General features: G+C 59.4%; 16 protein-coding genes. 11 read left to right on the forward strand and 5 right to left on the reverse strand.

The window, feature by feature from the left end; all coding sequences use genetic code 11:
* The 4 genes from grxD to purL form a co-directional block, all read right to left on the reverse strand.
* Positions 1-363, reverse strand: a complete 363-nt coding sequence (grxD, locus tag LZG00_08875; protein ID MCF3594112.1) for a Grx4 family monothiol glutaredoxin — start codon at positions 361-363, stop codon at positions 1-3.
* A 39-nt stretch (positions 364-402) separates the two neighbouring features.
* Positions 403-639 carry a BolA/IbaG family iron-sulfur metabolism protein gene (locus LZG00_08880; GenBank protein MCF3594113.1) on the reverse strand — a complete coding sequence of 79 codons (237 nt, stop codon included), beginning with the start codon at positions 637-639 and terminating at the stop codon, positions 403-405.
* Between the two features lie 94 nt (positions 640-733).
* Positions 734-1,207, reverse strand: a complete 474-nt coding sequence (locus LZG00_08885) for a hypothetical protein (protein ID MCF3594114.1) — start codon at positions 1,205-1,207, stop codon at positions 734-736.
* A gap of 56 nt (positions 1,208-1,263) precedes the next feature.
* The gene (gene purL, locus LZG00_08890; protein MCF3594115.1) at positions 1,264-3,429 is read right to left on the reverse strand and encodes a phosphoribosylformylglycinamidine synthase subunit PurL; all 2,166 of its coding nucleotides are present in this window, start codon (positions 3,427-3,429) and stop codon (positions 1,264-1,266) included.
* A gap of 250 nt (positions 3,430-3,679) precedes the next feature.
* On the opposite strand from purL, the gene LZG00_08895 reads away from it, so the two are divergent.
* Positions 3,680-4,696, forward strand: a complete 1,017-nt coding sequence (locus LZG00_08895; GenBank protein ID MCF3594116.1) for a pyridoxal-phosphate dependent enzyme — start codon at positions 3,680-3,682, stop codon at positions 4,694-4,696.
* Positions 4,697-4,767: 71 nt separating this feature from the next.
* Complete coding sequence (locus LZG00_08900; protein MCF3594117.1) at positions 4,768-5,844, forward strand: Xaa-Pro peptidase family protein; 1,077 nt, start codon at positions 4,768-4,770, stop codon at positions 5,842-5,844.
* 364 nt (positions 5,845-6,208) lie between these two features.
* On the opposite strand, the gene LZG00_08905 is transcribed toward LZG00_08900, so the two are convergent.
* The gene (locus tag LZG00_08905; GenBank protein MCF3594118.1) at positions 6,209-7,117 is read right to left on the reverse strand and encodes a LysR family transcriptional regulator; all 909 of its coding nucleotides are present in this window, start codon (positions 7,115-7,117) and stop codon (positions 6,209-6,211) included.
* Between the two features lie 288 nt (positions 7,118-7,405).
* Between LZG00_08905 and LZG00_08910 the strand changes: the two genes are divergently transcribed.
* The 9 genes from LZG00_08910 (at position 7,406) to LZG00_08950 (ending at position 17,932) form a co-directional block, all read left to right on the forward strand.
* Positions 7,406-10,825, forward strand: coding sequence for an indolepyruvate ferredoxin oxidoreductase family protein (locus LZG00_08910; GenBank protein ID MCF3594119.1), 3,420 nt, complete (start codon positions 7,406-7,408; stop codon positions 10,823-10,825).
* A 98-nt stretch (positions 10,826-10,923) separates the two neighbouring features.
* A complete protein-coding gene (locus LZG00_08915; protein MCF3594120.1) occupies positions 10,924-11,802 on the forward strand; it encodes a lysophospholipid acyltransferase family protein in 879 nt (292 codons plus the stop codon).
* Positions 11,803-11,817: 15 nt separating this feature from the next.
* A complete protein-coding gene (murI, locus tag LZG00_08920) occupies positions 11,818-12,630 on the forward strand; it encodes a glutamate racemase (protein ID MCF3594121.1) in 813 nt (270 codons plus the stop codon).
* Positions 12,631-12,688: 58 nt separating this feature from the next.
* Positions 12,689-13,717 carry an N-acetyl-gamma-glutamyl-phosphate reductase gene (argC, locus tag LZG00_08925; protein MCF3594122.1) on the forward strand — a complete coding sequence of 343 codons (1,029 nt, stop codon included), beginning with the start codon at positions 12,689-12,691 and terminating at the stop codon, positions 13,715-13,717.
* 13 nt (positions 13,718-13,730) lie between these two features.
* Positions 13,731-14,177 carry a cytochrome c maturation protein CcmE gene (gene ccmE / locus LZG00_08930; GenBank protein ID MCF3594123.1) on the forward strand — a complete coding sequence of 149 codons (447 nt, stop codon included), beginning with the start codon at positions 13,731-13,733 and terminating at the stop codon, positions 14,175-14,177.
* A 58-nt stretch (positions 14,178-14,235) separates the two neighbouring features.
* Positions 14,236-14,847, forward strand: a complete 612-nt coding sequence (locus tag LZG00_08935; protein MCF3594124.1) for a holin-associated N-acetylmuramidase — start codon at positions 14,236-14,238, stop codon at positions 14,845-14,847.
* On the forward strand, positions 14,838-15,428 hold the full coding sequence (locus tag LZG00_08940; protein MCF3594125.1) for a holin family protein: 591 nt from the start codon (positions 14,838-14,840) through the stop codon (positions 15,426-15,428). The genes LZG00_08935 and LZG00_08940 overlap by 10 nt, the downstream gene beginning before the upstream one ends.
* Positions 15,429-15,509: 81 nt before the next feature.
* The gene (locus tag LZG00_08945) at positions 15,510-17,483 is read left to right on the forward strand and encodes a heme lyase CcmF/NrfE family subunit (protein ID MCF3594126.1); all 1,974 of its coding nucleotides are present in this window, start codon (positions 15,510-15,512) and stop codon (positions 17,481-17,483) included.
* On the forward strand, positions 17,480-17,932 hold the full coding sequence (locus LZG00_08950) for a cytochrome c-type biogenesis protein CcmH (protein MCF3594127.1): 453 nt from the start codon (positions 17,480-17,482) through the stop codon (positions 17,930-17,932). Before LZG00_08945 ends, LZG00_08950 begins: the two co-directional genes overlap by 4 nt.
* Positions 17,933-17,991 lie beyond the last annotated feature (59 nt).

Raw genomic sequence — 17,991 nt, forward strand, 5'->3', positions numbered from 1 at the left:
TCAGGCGTTGCTTTCGCGGATCTTGTCGGCGGCATCTTTGTCGAAGGTCACGCCGTTTTGCTCAAACAGCGTATCAAGTTCGCCCGAGAGGGTCATTTCCGTGATGATGTCGCAACCGCCAACAAACTCACCCTTCACATAGAGCTGTGGGATGGTCGGCCAATCGGAATAATCCTTGATGCCCTGACGAACGGTTTCGTTTTCAAGCACGTTCACGTCCTTGAAATCGACGCCCATGAAGTTGAGCACGCCCGCCACGCGGGAGGAAAAACCGCATTGCGGCATGCTCTTGGTGCCCTTCATGTAGAGCACGACGTCATTGGATTTGTTGGTTTCTTCGATCTGGGTCTTTGCGTCAGTCATTTGGGTATCCTGTTCGCTGGGAAGCGTGGGTTTTGAGAATTAGTCGGGGGCGCGGGTGGTGAGCGCCAGTGCGTGCAATTCGCCGTTCGTTCCATCCATCTTGCCTTTGAGGGCCGCATAGACAGCGCGTTGTTGTTGCACGCGGTTTTTGCCGCGAAAGCTTTCGTCAACCACCATGGCCGCCATGTGCACCCCATCGGCGCCATCAACAGCAATCTCGGCATTTGGGAAGGCTTGGCGAAGCAGATCTTCGAGTTCCTGCACGTGAATGGCCATATGCATCTCCGGTTTACGTGTTTGGCTGAACCTAGGGCGGCTTGGGGGATCGTGCAAGGTGAAGAGCGGGGGGTGCGGCGAAAAGCTTGGGGTTTTAGGCAGGTTTTAGACGGGGAGGATTGACAGGCGTATAGCGCGCGAGGGTTTTCAGGAAGCGATCAACCTCGGACGGGATGGGGCCGGTGGCAAGGGCGTGCGCAATCCGTGGCGTCATCTCGTCAGGGCAGAGACGGGCCAGCAGGGATGCACGGCGCGCTTTGATTGCGGGAGGCAGAGGGAGAATGGCCGCCGCGAGGAGCAGTTCAATTCGACCGTGCAGGATGCGCAGATGGGCAAAACTTTCTATCTGGGGGCCAAGAAGGGCCGGATCATCCTGCCAGCTTTGCCCGTGATAGAGTGCAACCGTGCGTTGGCCTGCACCGGTGCATTCATAGGCAACGCAGCCCGCAAAACCCTTGTCGCTCAGGGTGTCGTGGATGGTGCAGCTGTGGCGCGCCAGATTGGGGCAGGGCACAGCAGCAGGTTTGTCGATGGCAAAGGCCGCGCCCTTGTCAAATGCCAGCGCCATGCAGCAGAAAGCGGCACAGGCGGAGCAATCGGGGGTCAGATCGGGCAGATGAGGGATCAGCCGACGGCCTCCTCAAAGGCGGTGCGGAAGAGGTTGGAAAGCTCGGCGAGGGGGGCTTCGGAGGTGCCCAAGCGCACCGTGTCGCCCGCGAACTTTCCGACGGATTGGATAGGCACACCCGCCTGACCTGCGGCCAGCATCAGGGCTTCGGCCTGATCGAAGTTGCAGGCGACGAGGTAGCGCGCCTGATCTTCGCCAAAGAGTTGCGCCATGTCGGAGAGGTCGAGCTGGATACCCGTGCCTGCGGTCTCGGCCATCTCGAAGGCGGCCAGCGCGAGGCCACCATCGGAGAGATCGGTGCAGGCTTTGATCAGGTCAACATGCGCGCGGATGAAATCGCCGTGGCGTTTTTCGGCCTCAAGATCGACGTGCGGAGCATCGCCTTCGACGCGGTGGAAAACTTCGGCCAGAAGGGCGGATTGGCCGAGATGGCCAGTGGTTTCGCCAATCACAAGCGCGACATGCCCGTCGCGTGCGTGACCGAAGATGGCGTGATCTTCGGAGGAGATCAGGCCGACAGCGGCAATGGTGGGGGTGGGCAGGATCGGTTCGCCATCGGTTTCGTTATAAAGCGAGACGTTGCCCGATACGATCGGCATGTCGAGCGCGGCCACGGCAGCGCCGATGCCTTTGATCGCGCCGACGAATTGGCCCATGATCTCGGGTTTTTCGGGGTTGCCGAAATTCAGGTTGTCGGTGGTGGCGAGGGGCACGGCGCCGACGGATGTGAGATTGCGATAGGCTTCGGCCACGGCCTGAGCGCCGCCCATGAAGGGGTTGGCCTGAACATAGCGAGGCGTCACATCGGAGGTAAAGGCCAGCAATTTGTCGGTGCCATGAACGCGCACAACGCCCGCGCCAAGGCCCGGCAGTCGCACGCTGTCGGCCATCACCATGGTGTCGTATTGCTCGTAGACCCACTGTTTGGCGGCGTAGTTGGGCGAGCCGATCAGTGCCTTCAGCCCGTCAATCGGATCAATGCCCGGAACGCCCGACATATCGAGCGGTTCAGCCTCGGGCGTTTCAACCCAAGGACGGTCGTATTCGGGGGCCGAGCCAGAGAGCGTGGCAAGGGGCAGATCGGCCTTCACTTCGTTGCCGTGCAGAATGAGGAAGCGGTCTTCGGCGATGGTTTCGCCGACGATGGCGAAGTCGAGATCCCATTTTTCAAAGACGGCGCGCGCCTCGGCTTCTTTTTCCGGGCGCAGCACCATGAGCATGCGTTCCTGAGACTCAGATAGCATCATCTCGTAGGCGGTCATGTTGTCTTCGCGTTGCGGCACGTCATCAAGTTGCAGCTTGACGCCGAGGCCGCCCTTGTCGCCCATTTCAACCGCCGAGCAGGTGAGACCCGCTGCGCCCATGTCCTGAATCGAGATGACAGCACCGGTCTGCATCAACTCAAGCGTGGCTTCCATCAGGCGTTTTTCGGTGAAGGGGTCGCCGACCTGAACGGTGGGGCGTTTCTCTTCGATGGATTCATCAAACTCGGCCGAGGCCATTGTGGCGCCACCGACGCCGTCGCGGCCGGTTTTTGCACCGAGGTAGACGACGGGCATGCCGATGCCGGAGGCGGCGGAATAGAAAATCTTGTCGGTGTCGGCGAGACCTGCGGCAAAGGCGTTTACCAGACAGTTGCCATTGTAGGCTGGGTCAAAGCGCACTTCGCCGCCAACGGTCGGCACGCCAAAGCAATTGCCATAGCCGCCGACGCCTTCAACCACGCCATGCACAAGCTGACGGGTTTTGGGGTGGGAGACTTCGCCAAAGCTCAGGCTATTCATTGCCGCGATGGGGCGCGCGCCCATGGTGAAGACATCGCGCAGGATGCCGCCAACGCCGGTGGCGGCCCCTTGGTAGGGCTCGATATAGGAGGGATGGTTGTGGCTCTCCATCTTGAAGATCACGGCCTGACCGTCGCCGATATCGACCACGCCGGCATTTTCGCCGGGGCCGCAGATCACTTGCGGGCCTTCCGTTGGCAGCGTGCGCAGCCACTTCTTGGAGGATTTGTAGGAACAGTGTTCGTTCCACATGGCCGAGAAGATGCCAAGCTCGGTGAAGCTGGGTTCACGCCCGATGATATCGAGGATGCGTTCATATTCGTCGTCGCTCAGCCCGTGGGCTGCGATCAGCTCTTTGGTGATGGCAGGCTCGGTCATGTGGTGCAATTCCCCTGTGGCAGGCTGTTGCGGCTCTCATAATCCATGGGGGCGGGGCATGGAAGGGGGTAGAGCGCCCTTGATCGTGGTGATCGGGCAGAGCGCGGTGCAAAGTTTTGGGCCGGGGCGTTGGTTGCACCTGTGGGAGCGCTCCGCGCGGGGATATTTTGGGCAAGATGAAGCGGAAGTCAGCGCAGGGGTTGCGGGCGGGGTGTGAAACCCCAATGCTGAGGGAAACGGGGGAGAGACGATGCAGATGATGGAAAATCCGTGGCGTGGGCGCGGGCTTGATTGGGATGGGGTGCAAGACATTCCCTGGCCGAGTGTCGATGCCGCGGCTGTGGGCGCGATGCTGGGGCGGTGTCCGTTTCACGAGGTCACGCCACTGACCCGGCTTTCGGGCTTTGCCGGGGCGGGCGAGGTCTGGGTCAAGGATGAGCGGTTTCGCATGGGGTTGGGAAGCTTCAAGGCGCTCGGGGCGGCCTATGTGATCGCGCGCGATTATGGCGAAGGTGTCTCAAAAGGGCGCGTCTATGTGACCGCGAGTGCAGGCAATCATGGTTTGTCGGTGGCGGCCGGGGCGGCGGCGTTTGAGGCGAAAGCGGTGATTTATCTCAGCGACTCCGTGCCTGAGGAGTTTGCCCAGAGGCTGCGCCTGTCAGGTGCCGAGGTGGTGCGTGAGGGCGCCACCTATGAGCACAGCATGACAGCAGCGGCGCGCGCGGCCGAGGTCAACGGCTGGGCGCTGTTGTCAGACAGTTCCTGGCCCGGCTATGTCGAGCGGCCTTATCGCGTGATGGAGGGGTATCTGGCACTGGCGGCCGAGGTGGTGGGCGAGATTGCGAGCCCGCCGACGCATATCTTTCTGCAAGCCGGGGTCGGTGGGTTGGCCGGGGCCTGTGGTGCGTATTTTCGCAAGGTCTGGGGGGATGCACCACGGATTGTCGTGGTGGAGCCCGAGGCGGCTCCGGCTTTGATCGAGAGTATCAGGGCCGGGTGTGCGGTGGTCACGCAAGGGCCGGTGTCTGACATGGGGCGGCTTGATTGCAAGGAGCCTTCGCTGATTGCGCTGAAGGGGCTGGCGCGGGATGCGGATGCGTTCGCGCTGATCTCTGAAGAGGCGGCGGCGCGTGCGATGCCGGTTCTGAGCGAGGCCGGGCTTGAGACCACGACATCGGGCGGGGCGGGGCTTGCAGCGCTTTTGGAGATGGAGCCTTTGGGTGCGGACGCGCGGGTGCTGTGCATTCTTAGCGAGGCACCGGAGTGAGCGCGCAATTTACCAGACGCGGGTTCGAGACGGGAGAGTATCAAGCGCGTGTCGCCCGAGCGCAGGATGCGATGGCACGCGCCGGGCTTGCGGCGCTTTTTCTGACGACCGAGCCGGAGATTCGCTATTTCACCGGGTTTCTCACGCGGTTTTGGGAAAGCCCGAGCCGACCGTGGTTTGTGATTGTGCCGCTGAAGGGAAAGCCGGTGGCAGTGATTCCCGAGATCGGCGCGGCGTTGATGCGGCAAAGCTGGATCGAGGATATCCGCACCTGGCCCGCGCCACGCCCTGATGATGACGGGGTGAGCCTGCTTGGGGAGGCGCTGCGCGAGATCGCCGGGGCGGGGCTTGTTGGCGTTCCGATGGGCTATGAGACGCATCTGCGCATGCCGCTGGCGGATTTCGAGCGGCTGCGCGCGATGGGCATCGCGTTTGGCGATGACCACGGAGTCATGGCGCGATTGCGGGCGATAAAAAGCGAAGCAGAGATCGCCAAGATCGCGCAGGCCTGCGCCATTGCCGGGCGGGCATTTCAACGGGTCGGCGAGGTTGCGGGCGTGGGTGTGGCTCTGTCAGAGGTGTTTCGCGGGTTTCAGAGGCTGTTGCTGAGCGAGGGGGCCGACCATGTGGCTTATCTGGCGGGGGGTGCCGGGCCGCTGGGATATGGCGATGTGATCTCGCCGGCCCGTGATGTGCCGCTTGAGGCGGGGGATATCCTGATGCTGGACACCGGTGCGGTTTGGGATGGATATTTCTGTGATCATGATCGCAACTTTGCGGTAGGCGGGCAGGTAGATCGCCGCGTGAGGCACGGCTGGGCGCAGCTTCTTGAGGCGGCAGAGGCCGGGAAGGAAGCGGCTCTGCCCGGCGCGCGGGCGTGCGACCTGTGGCGGGTGATGGCAAATGTGACCGGTAGCGGGGCGCAAGACGGGCGGCTGGGCCATGGGCTGGGGATGCAGTTGACTGAGGGGCTGTCGCTGAGTGCGCAGGACGAGACGGTGTTGGAAGCGGGGATGGTGATCACGCTGGAGCCTAATGTCGAAACCGGGCCTGGGCTCTTGATGGTGCATGAAGAAAACATCGTGATCCGCGAGACGGGCGCCGAGGTACTGTCGGACTGGGCCGTTGGAGCTTTGCCGGTGCTATAGCGGGCGGTGCGGTGACGGCGCGTTGCTGAAGCAGTTTGATAAACACTTCGCTTACGGGATTGTTTCGGAAAGCTTTGGCCCATGCTGTCATCATGTTTGCGGGGCGGTGCGGGGGCCGGGACCGGCAGATCCGTTTTGCGGACCGTGATTTACGCCGGTGACTGGCGAATCAATCGGCAAGGTAACAGCAAAAAAAAGGCCGAGCACGAAGCTCGGCCGAAGTCCAACAGGGAGGTTGAAGGTGATCAACGCGAGCGCCGATTACCATCAGAAGTCGAAATAAGTGGCACATGCCCGCCAATCAAGCAGGAAGATGCCGCAGTTGCAGCATTGCCGATATGCGCTGAGCGCATGGCTGACGTGATTATTCCGCAAGCGATTGATTTTTCACCTGTTTGCGATGTGCAATAATCTCGTCCTGGACGAAATCACGGAAGGCGGCGATGCGCTTGGAGGGGCGTAATTCTTCTGGATAGGCAAGAAAAACCGGTATTTCGCCCGACTCGATTTCAGGCAGAACGCGTACCAGATTGGTTTCGTCCTGAGTCACATAATCAGGAAGGACGCCGATGCCGAGATTGTTGATCACCCCCTGAAGCACGCCAAAATAATTGTTGACTGTGAGGGAAGAGGGAATCTCGTAGCTCATCAGGTGTTGAACCAATGTGGCGGCGGCCCCGACCTGGGTGGTGCTTGTGTTCATGCAGACCAGTCGGTGATCAGACATCTGATCGAGGCTTTCAGGCATCCCGTAGCGTTCGAGATAGGGCCGTGACGCGTAAAGGCGCATGCGCACGCCCATCAGGCGTTTGCGGATCAGATCGGCCTGGCTCGGCTCTTTCATACGGATCGCCACGTCGGCCTCGCGCATCGGCAGATCAAGCACGCGTTCTTCCAGCATCAGGTCAATCTTGAGATCGGGATACTTGTCGTAGAGCGCCGGAAGCCGCGGCACCAGCCAGAGGGTGCCAAAGCCCGTCGTGGTGGTGACGCGCAATTCGCCGAACACTTCTTCTTCGCTGTCGCGGATACGCGCGGTGGCGGTGTCGAGGCGTCGGATCATGGCGCGGGTCGCATCAAACAGCAATTCTCCTTGTTCGGTGAGAATCAGGCCGCGCGCGTGGCGGTGAAACAAGGTGGTGTTGAGCGACTCTTCCAGCGCGCGAACCTGGCGCGAAACCGCAGATTGGCTAAGATGCAGTGTGTCACCGGCATGGGTGAGACTCCCCGCGTCGGCCACTGCATGAAATATTCTGAGCTTGTCCCAATCCATCTGTGCAACTTTCTTCTGCGTCATCCCTATTGGCACGAAACCTAAGGTAAGACACCTATAACTTCTCAATAACGTGGGGGTATGGGGAAAAATTCGCTTTGTAGGTCAAGGATTATGACCTAATATGTAGTGTATAATTTGTCGCAGGCAACAAAGCGTTTCAACATCCCGTTCGTTCACGACAATATGCCGGAACGGTGACGGCGCATATGTGTTGCAGGCGTTTCAAGTCTAAGTTGGGCCACAGCTTAGGGGAGAAACGCAAAAAGGATTAGGGGGAGGCACGAAATGACCAAACATCAGGTGAGTTTGCAGGACCGTTACGATCTGGAGAGATCGCCGGTATTGCTGAATGGCACGCAGGCGCTTGTTCGGTTGATGCTGATCCAGAAATATCGCGACACGGCAGCCGGGCTGAACACTGCCGGGTATGTCACCGGCTATCGCGGATCGCCGCTGGGTGCGGTGGATATCACGATGGGGCGCGAGAAGGCGCTATTGACCGGGCATGACGTAAAGTTTGAGCCGGGGATCAACGAGGATCTGGCGGCGACGGCGCTCTGGGGTAGCCAGCAGGCCGAATTGCGCGGCGAAGGCAAGTTCGATGGGGTCTTTGGCCTGTGGTATGGCAAGGGGCCGGGGGTGGACCGGTCGGGCGATGTGATGCGCCATGCCAATAACGCGGGCACCTCTGTAAACGGTGGCGTCCTGATGGCGATGGGCGACGACCACACCGGTGAGTCGAGCACCGTGCTGCATCAGAGTGAATGGGCGCTGATGGATTGCTATATGCCGGTGATGAGTCCTGCCGGGGTTCAGGAAATCCTTGATTACGGCGTCTATGGCTATGCGTTGAGCCGGTTTGCCGGGGTGTGGGTTGGTCTGAAGGTGATGAAGGACACGATCGAGGCGACGGCCGTGGTGGATGGCGACCCGAACCGAGTCAAGCTGGTGACGCCGGAGTTCGAGATGCCCGAGGGCGGGTTGAATATTCGTCTGGTGGATGACCGGATCGCGCAGGAAGCACGGTTGATCGATTATAAGCGCCATGCCGCGGAAGCCTTTGCGCGCGCCAACAAGATCGACAAGCGGATCTGGGGCAAGAGTGGTGCCAGGATCGGGCTTGTGAGCCACGGCAAGAACTGGCTCGACCTTGAACATGCCCTGAGCCTTCTGGGGATTGATGAGGCAGAGGCCGACCGGCTGGGAATTTCGACATATAAGGTGGGGCAGGTTTGGCCGCTGGATATGACCAGCTTTCGTGAATGGGCCGAGCCCCTCGACCTGATCATCGTGGTCGAGGAAAAGCGCAAGCTTTTGGAAGTGCAGATCAAGGAAGCGCTGTTTGATGATCGCGACACGCGGGTTTATGGCTGGTTCAAGGGTGGCGCGGGCGGCATGCACAAGGAAGAGCTGTTCCCGACACGTTGGGCGCTCGACCCGGTTATGATTGCTGAGAAGCTGGGCAATATCCTGATTGAAGAAGGGCGCGACACGGATGGGATCAAGGCCGGATTGGCCGGGCTTGAGGACGCGCGGCGCGCCGACAATGCCGAAGAGATCACCTCGCGGTTGGCCTATTTCTGTTCGGGCTGCCCACATAACAGCTCGACCAAGGTTCCCGAGGGAAGCCGCGCCTATGCCGGGATCGGTTGTCACTTCATGGTGCAATGGATGGACCGCGACACGCTAGGCTTTACCCATATGGGCGGCGAAGGGGCAAACTGGATCGGGGAGGCGCCGTTTTCCAAACGCGACCATGTGTTCCAGAACCTTGGCGACGGCACCTATAACCACTCCGGTCTGCAAGCCATTCGCGCAGCGCAGGCGGCGGGGGTGAATATTACCTACAAGATCCTCTATAATGACGCGGTGGCGATGACCGGCGGGCAGACCCATGAAGGTGAGCTGAGTGCCGAGCAGATTGCTCGCGAGCTTCTGGCGTTTGGAATCGAGCATGTCGCGCTTGTTTATGACGAGAAGGAAGATGTGGACCTTGATGGGTTCCCGAGGGGATTGGACGTTTATGAGCGCGCCGATATGGATTCTGTTCAGAAGAAATATCGTGAATACAAAGGCGTGTCGGCCATTCTTTATGTGCAAACCTGCGCTGCGGAGAAGCGCCGGCGGCGCAAGCGCGGCACTTTTCCCGATATCGACAAGCGGGTGTTCATCAATACCGACATCTGCGAGGGCTGCGGCGATTGCGGGGTGCAGTCGAATTGTGTGTCGATCGTTCCGGTTGAGACCGAGTTGGGCCGCAAGCGGGCAATTGATCAATCAAGCTGTAACAAGGATTTCAGCTGTCTCAAGGGGTTCTGCCCCAGTTTCGTGACCCTGCAAGGCGCGCAGATTCGCAAGGAGCCAACGCAGAAGCTGGATCTTCCGAACCTGCCCGAACCGACTCTTCCGGCGATCAACGGCACCCATAACGTGGTGATTACCGGGGTTGGCGGCACGGGGGTTGTGACCATCGGTGCAGTGTTGGCGCAGGCGGCGCAGATTGATGGGCTGGGCGCGGGCATGATGGAGATGGCGGGGCTGGCCCAGAAGGGCGGCGCGGTACATATCCATGTGCGGCTGGCCAACAAGCCGGATGATATCAGCGCGGTAAGGGTTGCCACGGGTGAGGCGCATGCGCTGATCGGGGGCGATCTGGTGGTGAGTGCGGGGGCCAAGACGCTTGGGCTGACCAGCACGGGGCGCACCGGAGCTGTGATCAACTCTCACGAGATCATTACCGGCGAGTTTACCCGCTCGACCGAGTTCCGCATTCCGGTTGATCGGCTTGAGCTGCAATTGGAAGCGCGGCTGCGCGACAAGCTGCGGCTGTTTGATGCGTCGGAATTGGCGCGGGTGACGCTGGGCGACAGCATTTTCTCGAACATGATGGTGTTTGGTGGGGCCTGGCAGATGGGCCTTTTGCCGCTCAGCCATGCGGCGCTGATGGAGGCGATCCGCTTGAACGGCGCGGCGGTCGAGCGTAACCAGCGGGCCTTTGAGATTGGCCGCTGGGCAGCGGCACACCCGGATGAGGCAGCCAAGCTGATCGCGCCAACGGGCGAGACCGGGCCGCAGACGCTGGACGAGCGTATTGCCTATCGGGCGGCGCATCTGAAGGACTATCAGAACAATCGGCTGGCCAAACGGTATGGCAAGCTGGTTGAAGGGATTGCGGATGAACGTCTGAAGGAGGCGGTGGCCAAGGGCTATCACAAGGTGTTGGCTTACAAGGACGAATACGAGGTTGCCCGACTGCACCGCGCCACACGCGAAAAGGCCGAAGCGCAGTTTGAGGGCGATTTCAAGATGTCCTATCACATGTCGCCACCGATCTTGTCCAAGGATGGCTCGGATGGGCGGCCAAAGAAGCGTGTCTTTGGGCAAGGTATGGGCCGGTGGCTCAACCTTCTGGCCAAGGGCAAGCGCTTGCGCGGGACGCCGTTTGATCCGTTTGGGCGCACCGAAGAGCGGCGCATGGAACGCGCTTTGATTGCTGAATATGAGGCGGACATGGCCGAGTGGCTGCCCAAGGTCAGTGCGCAGAACCTTGATCTGGTGATCGAGCTTGCCGAACTGCCGCTTTCTATTCGCGGGTTTGGGCCGGTGAAGATGGCAAACGCCGAGAAAGCGGCAATGCGGCGCGTGGAATTGCTAGCGGCGTTGAAGGGAAACGCTGTGCCGCAACCGAGTGTTGCCGCCGAGTAGGGCCGATTGACGTTCATATGACTGTAACGAAACGGGCGTAAATTGCGGGCGTTGTCGAAAGGCAGCGCCCAAAGCTTGTTGAGGTCAATTCACTTAGAATGACAAACACCCTCCATAGTGCGCGCGACATCAGCTATGCGCATACCGCTGCCAGCCCCGGAGGGCGGGCAGTCATACGTCTGTTGGAGAATGCGACGGGTCGCCTTGGGCTGCTCCGCCGGGCCAAAGGGTTTGAGCGTGAGGTCGCGGCGGGCCGTGACTTTTGGGAGGTGATGGTTGATCTCTATGGTCTAAGGCTTGAGGTGCAGGGCGGGACATTAGAGCATATTCCGAGAACTGGGCCGCTGATCATGATTGCCAATCATCCCTACGGGATCCTCGATGGGTTGATGATGGGGTATATCTTGAGCCAGGTGCGCGGTGATTTTCGCATCCTTGCCAATAGTGTGTTTCGCAAATCGGACGATTTGGGCCGGGTGATCTTGCCGATTTCGTTCGACGAAACCAAGGCGGCGCTGGCCCAGAACCTTGAGACGCGCAGAGAGTCGCTTCGCTTTCTTGGGGAGGGCGGCGCGATCGGGGTTTTCCCCGGCGGCACGGTGAGCACAGCGCAAACGCCATTTTCACGGCCGCTCGACCCCGGCTGGCGTGCGTTTACCGCCAAGATGGTGGCCAAATCAGGCGCCACGGTAGTGCCGATATTTTTTGACGGCACAACCAGCCGTCTGTTTCAGATTGCGAGCCATCTGCATTACACGTTGCGTATGGGGCTTTTGCTGAAAGAATTTCGCGACCGGATGGACAGCGCTGTGCGTGTGGTGATTGGTGGACCAATTGAACAGGCAGAGCTGCAAGCCCGTGCCGGGAATTCAAAAGCAATGATGGATTTCCTTCGAAAATCGACCTATGAGCTATCTCCAAAGCCGCTGGATTCGACTCAGTTCGGCTTTGAGTTTGAAGAGAAGCATCGCGCTTAGCCGCGGACAGGGCAGATGGCAGTTGGTATTTTCGATAGTGGTCTGGGCGGTCTGACCGTTCTTGATGCGGTTGCCAAACGGCTGCCGGAGCAGGCGTTCGTCTATTATGGAGACAACGCCAATGCGCCCTATGGGGTGCGCGATGCCGATGATGTCTATGGTCTGACCTGCAGGGCGGTCGAGCGGCTCTGGGATGAGGGCTGTGATCTGGCGATTCTGGCTTGCAATACCGCGAGCGCGGCGGCGCTCAGACGGATGCAAGAAAGCTGGATCCCGCAAGACAAGCGAGTGCTGGGTGTTTTCGTGCCGCTGATCGAGGCGTTGACCGAACGGCAATGGGGCGACAATTCACCGCCCCGCGAGGTTGCGGTGAAACATGTGGCATTGTTCGCCACGCCCGCCACCGTGGCGAGCCGGGCGTTTCAGCGAGAATTGGCCTTCCGTGCTATTGGCGTTGACGTTGAAGCGCAGGCCTGTGGCGGGGTTGTGGATGCCATCGAAGAGGGTGACATGATCCTTGCCGAGGCGTTGGTGCGCAGCCATGTGGATGCCTTGAAGCGCAAGATGCCCAAACCGCAGGCGGCAATTCTGGGGTGCACCCATTATCCGCTGATGGAAAAGGAATTTCAGGATGCTTTGGGCGCGGACGTGAGCGTCTACAGTCAAGCCAATCTGGTTGCTGAGAGCCTTGCCGATTATCTTGTGCGCCACCCCAAGTTTCAGGGCGACGGCGGAGAGACCAAGTTTCTCACCACAGGTGATCCCAAGCGGGTGAGCGACAAGGCAACGCAATTTCTGCGACGACGGATCACGTTTGAGGCGGCCTGACCCGTCTACTTGATTTACGTCACGGACAAGCAAAACAAGTTATGAGAAAGGGTGTGTCATGACCCATAAAATCGCCATTCTGGGCGCCTCTGGCTATACCGGCGCCGAACTGATCCGATTGATCGCAACGCATGGCGATATCGAGATCGCCGCTTTGGGCGCGTTTTCCAAGGCGGGGCAGAGTCTGGCCGAAGTATTTCCGCATCTGCGCCATCTCGATTTGCCCGATATGGTCAGCTTTGACGAGATTGATTTCTCGACGATTGACCTGTGTTTTTGTGCGTTGCCGCATAAGACCAGCCAGGAAGTGATCTCAAACCTGCCACGAGATTTGAAAATTGTCGATCTTTCGGCGGATTTCAGGCTGCGCGATCCGGCTGAGTATGAGAAATGGTATGGCAATCCGCATAGCGCCGTCGAAATGCAGAAAGAGGCGGTCTATGGGCTGACCGAGTTCTATCGCGACGAGATCAAAGGCGCGCGGCTGGTAGCCGGAACGGGCTGTAACGCCGCGACGGGGCAATTTGCGCTGCGTCCACTGATTTCTGCCGGTGTGATTGGGCTTGATGACATCATTCTTGACCTGAAATGCGGGGTGTCCGGTGCCGGACGGTCGCTAAAGGAAAATCTGCTGCATGCCGAATTGTCAGAAGGCTATAACGCCTATGCCGTCGGCGGCACGCACCGCCACCTGGGCGAATTTGATCAGGAATTCAGCGCGTTGGCAGGCCGCGAGGTCAAGATTCAGTTTACGCCGCATCTGATGCCGGCCAACCGGGGCATTCTGGCGACCGGTTATGTTTCGGGGGATGCGGGCGAGATTCATGAGACCTTTGCCAAGGCCTATGCGAACGAACCGTTCATCGAAGTGCTGCCATTTGGCGAAACACCCAGCACGCATCATGTCAGGGGGTCGAATTTCTGTCATATCGGTGTGACGGGGGATCGTATCAAGGGACGCGCCATTGTGGTGACGGCACTGGATAACCTGACAAAAGGTAGCAGTGGGCAGGCCTTGCAGAACGCCAATCTGATGTTAGGTCTGAAAGAGACACAAGGGCTGATGTTACCGCCCTGTTTTCCGTGAGAGGAGACGAGTCATGAAGGGTTTGAAGAAGAAGCGCCGGGTGCAGGTTATCCTGCTGGCGGTCGTGGCCTTGACGATTTCCACCGCGCTGATCGGATATGCCATGCGTGACGGAATCAATTTCTTCCGCTCGCCCAGCCAAGTGGTTGAGGCGCCGCCGGAACCGAACGAGACGTTTCGGTTGGGTGGTTTGGTTGAGACCGGCAGCATTGTGCGCGGACAGGGCGAGACTGTAACGTTCAACGTGACGGATGGGGGCGAAGTTGTGAAGGTGGCCTATAAGGGCGTTCTGCCTGACCTTTTCGCCGAAGATCAAGGCATGATTGGCACCGGAAAATACATCAACGGTGTATTTCAAGCCACTGAAATTCTTGCCAAACACGATGAGACCTATATGCCGCGCGAAGTAGTGGATGCGCTCAAGGAGCAAGGCGTCTATCAAGAACCGAGCGATAGCTAAGCAAGCGGTTAACCATTTCGGATCAGGCTTTCCCCTAATGTGAGGGAAGGTCTGATTCATGATATCGGTTCGAGAGATTGCCGAAGAAATTGTCGCGCGTGAGGGCGGGTTTGTGAATGATCCCGATGATCCGGGCGGGGCGACAAATTTCGGCGTGACAATTCACACAATGCGACGGCTGGGGCTGGATCTCGATCGTGATGGCGATGTGGATGTGGCGGATGTGCAAACCCTGACGCGCGCGCAGGCCGTAGAAATTTTCATCGAGCATTATTTTCATCGCCCGCAGATCAATACATTGCCCGAGGCTGTGCAGGCGTCGATGTTTGACATGTATGTCAACGCCGGGGGCAATGCAGTGAGGCTTTTGCAACGTTTGTTGGGCGACATGGGGTTCGAGTTGACTGTTGACGGGGTTATCGGACCGTTAACCGCTACGGCCGCGAAGGCTGCCGCAGGTAAAGGGCCGGAGCAATTTGGTGATGCCTACGGGATCGCGCGGCGCAATTATTACTTCCGTCTGGGCGACCGCCGCCCGGCAAGCCGGAAGTATGCGCGAACGCAAGCAGGCGGCAAGGGCGGTTGGATTCGGCGGGCCGAGGCGTTCATCAACCCGCGCTATCATCTGAGCGCGGCACAATTTCGCGAAAGGGTGGCGAAATGGGATTGATCGAACGTGTCTTGCAGGTGGTGTTTGGCAATGGACGAAATGTGGTGAAAGACACCGTGGAAGTGTTTCGCGAAAATGCCGACGCAGGAGCCGCCCGCGACGCGGAAGTGCGGGCAAAGACGCTAAGCCAGTTCGGTTCGGAGTTTGTCGTGGTCGAGCGTGGGTGGTTTGACCGGTTGATGGACGCCCTCAACCGGCTGCCGCGCCCGGCGTTGGCCTTTGGCACGTTGGGGTTGTTCATAGCGGCGATGGTCGATCCCGTCTGGTTTGCCTCACGTATGCAGGGAATTGCGCTGGTACCGGAACCGTTATGGTGGCTGTTGGGCGCGATCGTGACGTTTTATTTCGGGGCGCGGCATCAATCGAAAAGGCAGGACTATCGCCGCCAGATCACCGACACATTGGTTTTGGCCCCTCAAGTGGTGAGTAATCTTGCCGCGCTTGGGGCGCTGGAGAGGGGAGCAGGCCGCCCCGGTGCGGCGGCCACCGGGCACGATTCGCAGGCCGTAATTGAAACGCTGGCGCCTGATGAAAACCCGGCGTTGAATACTTGGCAACGCAGCGCCGATTTCGGCCGGTGAACGCCAAAATGTGATCGAGATTGCCGGGGATTCCGGTCGATTGTCATTGGCCCGGCGGGCGCGGCGCAATATAGAGGGGGCATGATAGCAGAACTCGGACATTTCGCCCTCATCCTCGCCTTCCTGATCGCCCTCATGCAGTCGGTCATTCCATTGGTTGGTGCCCAGAAACGCTGGCCCGGCTGGATGGCTTTTGCCGAACCCGCCGCGAATGCGCAATTCGTGTTGACGCTTTTTGCGTTCGGCGCGCTGACTTATAGTTTCGTGACCTCGGATTTCTCGGTCGCCCTGGTGGCCAATAACAGCCATTCGGCCAAACCGATGCTCTATAAGATCACTGGGGTGTGGGGAAACCACGAGGGTTCGATGCTGCTCTGGGTTCTCATCGTGACGCTGTTTGGCGCGATGGCGCAGTGGTTTGGTAGCAACCTGCCGCCCAGTTTCAAGGCACGTGTATTGTCGGTGCAGGGCATGATCGGGGCCGCGTTTTTTGCATTTATTCTGTTCACATCAAACCCGTTTTTGCGCCTTGAAGTGGCGCCGTTTGATGGGAATGATCTCAATCCGTTGTTGCAAGATCCGGGCCTCGCCTTCCATCCGCCGTTTCTCTATCTTGGGTATGTCGGTCTTTCGATGGCGTTTTCCTTTGCGGTTGCCGCGTTGATTGAAGGGCGGGTCGATGCGGCCTGGGGCCGTTGGGTGCGGCCTTGGACGTTGGCGGCCTGGGTTTTCCTGACCGTGGGGATCGCGCTCGGCTCGTGGTGGGCCTATTACGAACTTGGCTGGGGTGGATTCTGGTTCTGGGATCCGGTGGAAAATGCCAGCTTCATGCCTTGGCTGATCTCTGTGGCGTTGTTGCATTCGTCGACTGTGGTCGAAAAACGCGAAAGCCTTAAAAGCTGGAGCATTTTGCTGGCGATCATTGCCTTTGGCTTTTCGCTGATCGGTGCATTCATCACCCGCTCGGGCATCATCACCTCGGTGCATGCCTTTGCCAGTGATCCCGAACGCGGTGTTTTCCTGCTCCTGATCATAGTGGTGTTTGTCGGGGCTGCGCTGACGCTCTTTACGGCGCGGGCCGGTGCAATGGAGGCCAAGGGAGTATTTGGTTTCATCAGCCGGGAATCGGCGCTTTTGGCCAACAATATCCTCTTGGGCGTAGCGACGTTCGTGGTGTTTGTCGGCACGATCTGGCCGCTGGTTTCAGAGATGTTCTTTGACCGAAAACTGTCGGTGGGTGCGCCGTTTTTCAATCAGGCCTTCACACCTTTCATGGTGATGCTCGGGATAATTTTGCCGATTGGGGCGATGTTGCCCTGGAAGCGGGCCAAGCTTGGCCGTGTGATGCGCAATCTGATGCCGGCGGCAATTCTGGCGCTGGCGGTGGGTGCGCTGGTCTGGGCGATGCAGAGCGAACGCACAACGCTTGGTCCAATCGGGCTGATGCTGGCTGCGTGGCTGGTGGCGGGTTCCGTAACGGATCTTTTCGTGCGCACCGGGCAGCGCAGGTCAGGCCGTCTGATGCGGCTGATGCGTTTGCCAAGGGCCGATTGGGGCAAGGCCGTTGCCCACGCGGGCATGGGGATAACAATTGCCGGGATCTCTGCAATGCTGGCTTGGGAGGCCGAAGATATTCGCGTGGTGCAGAAGGGCGAAAGCTTTGATGTGTCGGGCTATACGCTGACTCTTGAGGGGGTCGAGGAACTTCCGGGGCCGAACTATACGACGACCATGGGGATTGTGCGCCTGACACAGGATGGCAGCGAGATCACGACGTTGACGCCCGAAAAACGGTTTTATCCAGTGCAAGGCACGCCGACAACCGAGGCGGCCATCGATATTGGCTTTTGGCGCGACATCTATGTGGTGATCGGTGATCCGCAGATGGGCGGTGGCTGGGCGATGCGGGTCTATTTCAAACCGTTGGCCAACTGGATCTGGGGCGGCTCGATTCTGATGGCGCTCGGCGGGTTGTTGTCGCTGACCGATCGACGCTATCGTGTTGCGGCGGGCGCTCGCAAGGCGCGGCCAATCAAAGGGGTTCCTGCGGAATGAAACGTCTGATCCTCGCGCTGATGCTGTTGGCGACACCGCTGGCAGCGGTGCAGCCGGACGAAATTCTTGACGATCCGGTGCTTGAGGCACGGGCGCGTGAGATTTCCAAGGGGCTGCGCTGTCTGGTGTGCCGCAATGAAAACATCGACGACAGCAATGCCGATCTGGCGCGCGATCTGCGGTTGGAGGTGCGTGAGCAACTGACCGAAGGCGCCAGCAACGACGAGGTCATTGACTTTCTCGTGGGGAAATACGGCGAATACGTACTTTTGCAGCCGCAAGCCAAGGGCAGCAATTGGGTGCTTTATGCTGCTGGTCCGGGAATGCTTGTGCTGGGGGTGCTGGGCGGGTTGCTCTACCTGCGGCGGCGCTCTTACGGTGTTGCCCCGGCTGAGACGGCGCTCAGCGATGACGAAGCCACGCGGCTTGATGAAATCATGAAAGAGTGACGTCGGGTTTTGCTTTCAGAAGATTGAGAGGCCGGGTTTCAATATCTTGTGCTGAACAG

The sequence above is a fragment of the Rhodobacteraceae bacterium LMO-JJ12 genome (assembly GCA_021555075.1).
Classification (GTDB): Bacteria; Pseudomonadota; Alphaproteobacteria; order Rhodobacterales; family Rhodobacteraceae; genus JAKGBX01.

Excerpts from the sequence above, each read along its gene's own strand:
- grxD (MCF3594112.1), bottom strand. The coding sequence starts at position 363 with ATGACTGACGCAAAGACCCAGATCGAAGAAACCAACAAATCCAATGAC.
- LZG00_08880 (MCF3594113.1), bottom strand. The coding sequence starts at position 639 with ATGGCCATTCACGTGCAGGAACTCGAAGATCTGCTTCGCCAAGCCTTC.
- LZG00_08885 (MCF3594114.1), bottom strand. The coding sequence starts at position 1,207 with ATGGCGCTGGCATTTGACAAGGGCGCGGCCTTTGCCATCGACAAACCT.
- purL (MCF3594115.1), bottom strand. The coding sequence starts at position 3,429 with ATGACCGAGCCTGCCATCACCAAAGAGCTGATCGCAGCCCACGGGCTG.
- LZG00_08895 (MCF3594116.1), top strand. The coding sequence starts at position 3,680 with ATGCAGATGATGGAAAATCCGTGGCGTGGGCGCGGGCTTGATTGGGAT.
- LZG00_08900 (MCF3594117.1), top strand. The coding sequence starts at position 4,768 with ATGGCACGCGCCGGGCTTGCGGCGCTTTTTCTGACGACCGAGCCGGAG.
- LZG00_08905 (MCF3594118.1), bottom strand. The coding sequence starts at position 7,117 with ATGGATTGGGACAAGCTCAGAATATTTCATGCAGTGGCCGACGCGGGG.
- LZG00_08910 (MCF3594119.1), top strand. The coding sequence starts at position 7,406 with ATGACCAAACATCAGGTGAGTTTGCAGGACCGTTACGATCTGGAGAGA.
- LZG00_08915 (MCF3594120.1), top strand. The coding sequence starts at position 10,924 with ATGACAAACACCCTCCATAGTGCGCGCGACATCAGCTATGCGCATACC.
- murI (MCF3594121.1), top strand. The coding sequence starts at position 11,818 with ATGGCAGTTGGTATTTTCGATAGTGGTCTGGGCGGTCTGACCGTTCTT.
- argC (MCF3594122.1), top strand. The coding sequence starts at position 12,689 with ATGACCCATAAAATCGCCATTCTGGGCGCCTCTGGCTATACCGGCGCC.
- ccmE (MCF3594123.1), top strand. The coding sequence starts at position 13,731 with ATGAAGGGTTTGAAGAAGAAGCGCCGGGTGCAGGTTATCCTGCTGGCG.
- LZG00_08935 (MCF3594124.1), top strand. The coding sequence starts at position 14,236 with ATGATATCGGTTCGAGAGATTGCCGAAGAAATTGTCGCGCGTGAGGGC.
- LZG00_08940 (MCF3594125.1), top strand. The coding sequence starts at position 14,838 with ATGGGATTGATCGAACGTGTCTTGCAGGTGGTGTTTGGCAATGGACGA.
- LZG00_08945 (MCF3594126.1), top strand. The coding sequence starts at position 15,510 with ATGATAGCAGAACTCGGACATTTCGCCCTCATCCTCGCCTTCCTGATC.
- LZG00_08950 (MCF3594127.1), top strand. The coding sequence starts at position 17,480 with ATGAAACGTCTGATCCTCGCGCTGATGCTGTTGGCGACACCGCTGGCA.